This window comes from Streptomyces olivaceus, assembly GCF_000721235.1.
In the GTDB taxonomy this organism is placed as follows: Bacteria; Actinomycetota; Actinomycetes; order Streptomycetales; family Streptomycetaceae; genus Streptomyces; species Streptomyces olivaceus.
Map to the genome: position 1 here is coordinate 1 of NZ_JOFH01000088.1, position 5,368 is coordinate 5,368.

A 5,368-nucleotide genomic window follows, 5' to 3' on the forward strand; every position below is an offset into this window, starting at 1 on the left:
TCCAGGTCCGGGTGGGTTTCGATGTGGTGGAGCAGGTGTGTGGCTTGGTCGCGCAGGGCGGGTTCGGTTTTGGCGGAGAGCAGCCAGGCGACAGGACCGCTGTGTGGCTCGTGGGTGACGGGCCCTTGGTCGGGTGCTTGTTCGATGATGATGTGGGCGTTGGTTCCGCTGATGCCGAAGGAGGAGATGCCGGCGCGGCGGGGCCGGTCGGTGGCGGGCCAGTTGTGGTTCTCGGTGAGGAGTTGGACGTTTCCGCTGTCCCAGTCGACGTGCGGGGTCGGTTCGTCGACATGCAGGGTCCTGGGCAGCAGCCCGTGACGGATGGCCTGGACCATTTTGATGATGCCGGCGACGCCGGCGGCGGCTTGGGTGTGGCCGATGTTGGACTTGATGGAACCCAGCCACAAGGGTGCTTTGCGGTCCTGGCCGTAGGTGGCGATGAGGGCTTGGGCTTCGATGGGGTCGCCGAGGGTGGTGCCGGTGCCGTGGGCCTCGACCGCGTCGACGTCGGCCGGTGACAGGCCCGCGCTGGCCAGGGCCTGGCGGATCACCCGCTGTTGGGCGGGCCCGTTGGGAGCCGAGAGCCCGTTGGACGCACCGTCCTGGTTTACGGCGGAGCCGCGGACGACGGCGAGGATCTGGTGGCCGTTGTGGCGGGCGTCCGACAGGCGCTCGACCAGCAGCAGGCCGGCACCTTCGCCCCAGATGGTGCCGTCGGCCGCTCCCGCGAACGGCTTGCACCGGCCGTTCGGGGCCAGCCCCCGCTGACGGCTGAACTCCACGAAGGAACTCGGGGTGGCCATGACGGTGACGCCGCCCGCCAGTGCAAGATCGCACTCGCCGTTGCGCAGGGCCTGGGCCGCCAGATGCAGGGCCACCAGCGACGACGAGCACGCCGTGTCCACCGAGATGGCCGGGCCCTCCAACCCGAACGTATAGGACACGCGGCCCGACGCGACGCTCCCCGCGCTGCCGGTGCCCAGCTGGCCCTCGTAGCCCTCGGGCGCCAGGTGCAGGAGACGGGAGGCGTAGTCGTCGTACATGACGCCCGTGAACACTCCGGTGCGGCTGCCGTGCAGCGACCGCGGGTCGATGCCCGCGCTCTCGATGGCCGTCCAGCCGGTCTCCAGGAGCAGGCGCTGCTGCGGGTCCATGGCCAGCGCCTCGCGCGGGCTGATCCCGAAGAACTCGGTGTCGAAGTTCCCGGCGTCGTAAAGGAAACCGCCGGAGCGGGTGTAGCTGGTACCGGGGTGGTCGGGGTCCGGGTCGTACAGGGCGTCCAGGTCCCAGCCGCGGTCGGTCGGGAACTCGCCGATGGCGTCCGTGCCCTCGGCCACCAGCCGCCCCGCACCAGCGCTTCGACGCTGGGGTGGTCGAACACCATCGTCGCCGAAAGGCCGAGTCCGGTCGCGCTGTTCAGCCGGTTGCGCAGTTCGACGCCGGTGAGCGAGTCGAAGCCCATGTCCTTGAAGTTCCGGTCGTCGGCGACGTCCAGGGCGATGGAGCGGCCGAGCACGGCGGTGACATGACTCCGGACGAGGCCGATGAGCACCGAGTCCTGCTCGGCGTCGGACAGGCCGGACAGCCGTGCGGCCAGGTCGCCCCCGCCCGCCGCGCCGCCCGCGTCCGCGCGCCGGGGTCGCTGCCTTACCAGGCCCCTCAGCACGTGGGGCAGATCTCCCTCGGCGGCGCGGTTCTGGAGGGCGCGCTGATCCAGCTCGGCGGTGACGACGTGCGGCGTTCCGGTGGCGAGCGCCGCGTCGAACAGGGCCAGGGCGTGCTCGGCGGCCATGGGCCGCAGCCCCTGGCGGTGCAGGCGCTCGCGCTGTGCCTCGGTGAGGGAGCCGGTCATGTCGCTGTCGTCGGCCCAGAGCCCCCAGGCGAGCGAGGTGCCCGGCAGTCCCAGGGACCGGCGATGGTGGGCGAGCGCGTCGAGACCCGCGTTGGCCGCCGCGTAGTTTGCCTGGCCCGCTGCCCCGAGCGTGCCGACGGCGGAGGAGAAGACCACGAACGCCGACAGCGGCAAGTCGCGGGTGAGATCGTGCAGATGCCAGGCCGCGTCCACCTTGGGCCGCAGCACCGTGTGCAGCCGGTCCGCGGTCAGGCCGGTCAGCAGCGTGTCGTCCAGAACACCGGCGGCGTGCACGACCGCCGAGAGCGGACGGTCCGTCGGCAGGTCGGCGCTCAGGACGCGGGCGAGGTCGTCGCGGTCGGCGACGTCACAGGCGGCGATGACGACCTCGGCACCCAGCGCGACCAATTCCGCCCGCAGTTCCTCGGCCCCGGGTGCCTCGGGACCTCGGCGCCCGAGGAGAACCAGGTGGCGAACCCCGTGCCTGGCCACGACATGCCGGGCGACGCGCGCGCCGACCGTCCCGGTGCCTCCGGTGATGAGGACAGTGCCGTCCGGGGCGAACGGGACGCCGCCGGTGGCCTCCGACAACGAGATGTCGCCAGAGGCCTCCGACACCGAGACGTCGCCGGAGGCCGCCGTGGTCTTGGCCAGCCGGGGCACGTGGCACCGGCCGTTGCGGATCGCGAGCTGCGGCTCGCCGCTCGCGGCCGCCGGGCCCATCGCCTGGACGGAAGCGTCGTCGCCGTCCACGTCCAGCAGGACGAAACGGCCGGGGTGCTCCAACTGCGCCGACCGGACCAGGCCCCACGCGGCGGCCCCGGCCGGGTCGGTGAGCCGGTCGTCCGGTCCGGTGACGACGGCGCCCCGCGTCACGACGACCAGGCGGGACGCGGCAGCCCGCTCCTCCGCCAGCCACCGCCGGGTCAGCTCCAGCGCCCGCTCGGCGACGAGGTGCACCGCTTCGGCACCGGCACCGGCAGCACCGGCACCGTCGTCGGGCGCGGAGCACTCGGCGAAGACCACCTCGGCACCCTGCGGCAACTCCGTCGACGCCAGGTCGAGAGCCGTCCAGCCCAGCTCGTACAGCGGGCCGGCCCCCTGGGCGTCGCCACGCAGCCGCTCGGGGTCGACCGGCCGCAGTACCACCGACTCGACCGTGGCGACCGGCATCCCGGTCGCGTCGGCGACGTCCAGCGCGAGCTCGTCCGTTCCGACCGGGCGGAGCCGCACCCGCAGACTGCTCGCACCCGTCGCGTGGAGTGACACCCCGCTGAAGGAGAACGGCAGCCAGGTCCCGTCGCGTTCGCCGAGCAGACCGAGCACGACGGTGTGCAACGCGGCGTCCAGCAGCGCCGGATGCACGCAGAAGCGCTGGAACGCGGCGGTCTCGTCGTCCGGCAGGGTGATCTCGGCGAACACCTCGTCGCCGACCCGCCACGCGGCCCGCAGCCCCTGGAAGACCGGCCCGTACTCGTAACCGTCGAGGCCGAGCCGGTCGTAGGCGTCGCTCAGGTCGACGGACGTCGCCCCGGGCGGCGGCCAAGCGGCCGTACCGCCGTCCCAGGCCGCGCCGACGCCGGCGCCGGACTCGGTGACAGCGGCTCCGGCATGCCGGGTCCACGGCTGTTCGGGCCGGCCCGCGGGACGCGAGTGGATCGCGATGTCCCGCTGCTCGCCGTCCCCGGCCGGGGAGACGCTCACATGGAGCTGGACGGGGACGTCGTCCCGCAGGACGAGAGGGCGCTCCAGGACGAGCCCGTCGATCCGGTCCCCGCCGACCTCGACGGCCGCGCGGAGGGCCAGGTCGAGGAACGCGGCACCCGGCAGCAGCGTGGTGCCCAGGATGCCGTGGTCCGCCAGCCACGAGTGCGTCACGGTGGACACCGAGCCGGTGAGGATGTGGCCCCTGTCGTCGGGCAGTTCGGTCACGGAACCGACCAGCGCGTGCCCGGTCGCCGTCCCGGACCGGTCCGGGCCCGCCGCCGGATGCAGCCAGTAGCGCCGGTGCCGGAACGGATACGTCGGCAGCGGGATCGGCAGGTTCGCCGGCCGGCTCCCGGGCAGCATGGCCGTCCGGTCCACGTCGATGCCGTGCGCGTGGGCGCGGGCCAGCGAGGTGAGCAGCTGGTTCTGGTCGCCCCGGTGACGGCGCAGCGTGCCGACCGCCACCGTCGGTGTGCCTGACTCCTCGGCGGTGTGCTCGATCGAGGCGGTCAGCACCGGGTGCGGACCCGCCTCGACGAACCGGGTGTGCCCGCTCTCCAGCAGCCTGACGACCGCACGCTGGAAGCGCACCGGGTTGCGCAGGTTGTCGTACCAGTACTCGGCGTCGAACCGGACGCCGTCACCGGCCTCGCGCGCCGTCGTGTACACCGGGACGACCGGTTCCCGGGGTTCGATGCGGGCGAGCGCTTCGAGCATGCGGTCGCGGAGCGGTTCGACGTGGGTCGAGTGCGAGGCGTACCCGATGGGGACGGCCCGTGCGTCCACGCCGTCGGCCTGATAGGCGGCGAGGAGCCGGCCGACGGCGTCGAGGTCGCCCGACACGACTGTGGCGCGCGGCGAGTTGACGCCCGAGACCGACAACGCGCCGTCGTAGGGCGCCAGGTCGGCGGTCACCTGCTCGACGGGCAGCGGGACGGCGGCCATGCCTCCGCGGCCCGCGATCGTGGCGGCCACCTGGCCGCGCAGCGCGATGATCTTCGCCGCGTCCTCCAGCGTCAGCGCACCCGCGATGTGCGCGGCGGCGATCTCGCCCTGGGAGTGACCGACGACCGCGTCCGGCTGGACGCCGTGCGCCTGCCACACCCGCGCCAGCGCGACCGTGAGCGCGAACAGCGCGGGCTGGACCACATCGATGCGGTCGAGGTCGGGCGCGTCCGGTTCGCCGCGCAGCACCGACAGCAACGACCAGCCGGTGTGCGGCCGCAGCGCCTCGTCGCAGGCGTGGAGGTGTTCGGCGAAGACCGGCGAGGACTCCATCAGGTCCAGGCCCATACCGGTCCATTGCGCGCCGTGCCCCGGGAAGACGAACACCGTCTTGCCCGGCGTCTCCGTGCCGTGTGCCAGATTCGTGGCCGGGACGCCGTCCCGCAGCGCGGTCAGTGCGGAGCGGAGGTCGTCCACTCCGGCCCCGACGGCGCCCGCCCGGTGGGCGAAGACGGCGCGGCCGGCCAGGGTGCGGGCGACGGCCGCGGGGTCCACGTCGGGGTTGGCCTCGACATGGCCCAGCAGGCGTTCGGCCTGGTCGCGCAGGGCGGTTCCGGTCTTGGCGGAGAGCAGCCAGGCGAAGGGGCCGTCGTAGTGTTCCTCTTCCGTCACGGGCTCTGGGTCGGGCGCCTGCTCGATGATGATGTGGGCGTTGGTGCCGCTGATGCCGAAGGAGGAGATGCCGGCGCGGCGCGGCCGGTCGGTCGCGGGCCAGTCACGGTTTTCGGTGAGGAGTTGGACGTTTCCGCTGTCCCAGTCGACGTGCGGGGTGGGCTCGTCGACGTGCAGGGTGCGGGGGAGCAC

Annotated in this window: 2 pseudogenes; both read right to left on the reverse strand. The window is 73.3% G+C overall.

Features of this window, described 5'->3' with window-relative positions:
- Positions 1-3,754, reverse strand: a pseudogene (locus tag IG94_RS44480) (SDR family NAD(P)-dependent oxidoreductase); the annotation flags it as partial.
- A 195-nt stretch (positions 3,755-3,949) separates the two neighbouring features.
- Positions 3,950-5,368, reverse strand: a pseudogene (locus tag IG94_RS44485) (acyltransferase domain-containing protein); the annotation flags it as partial.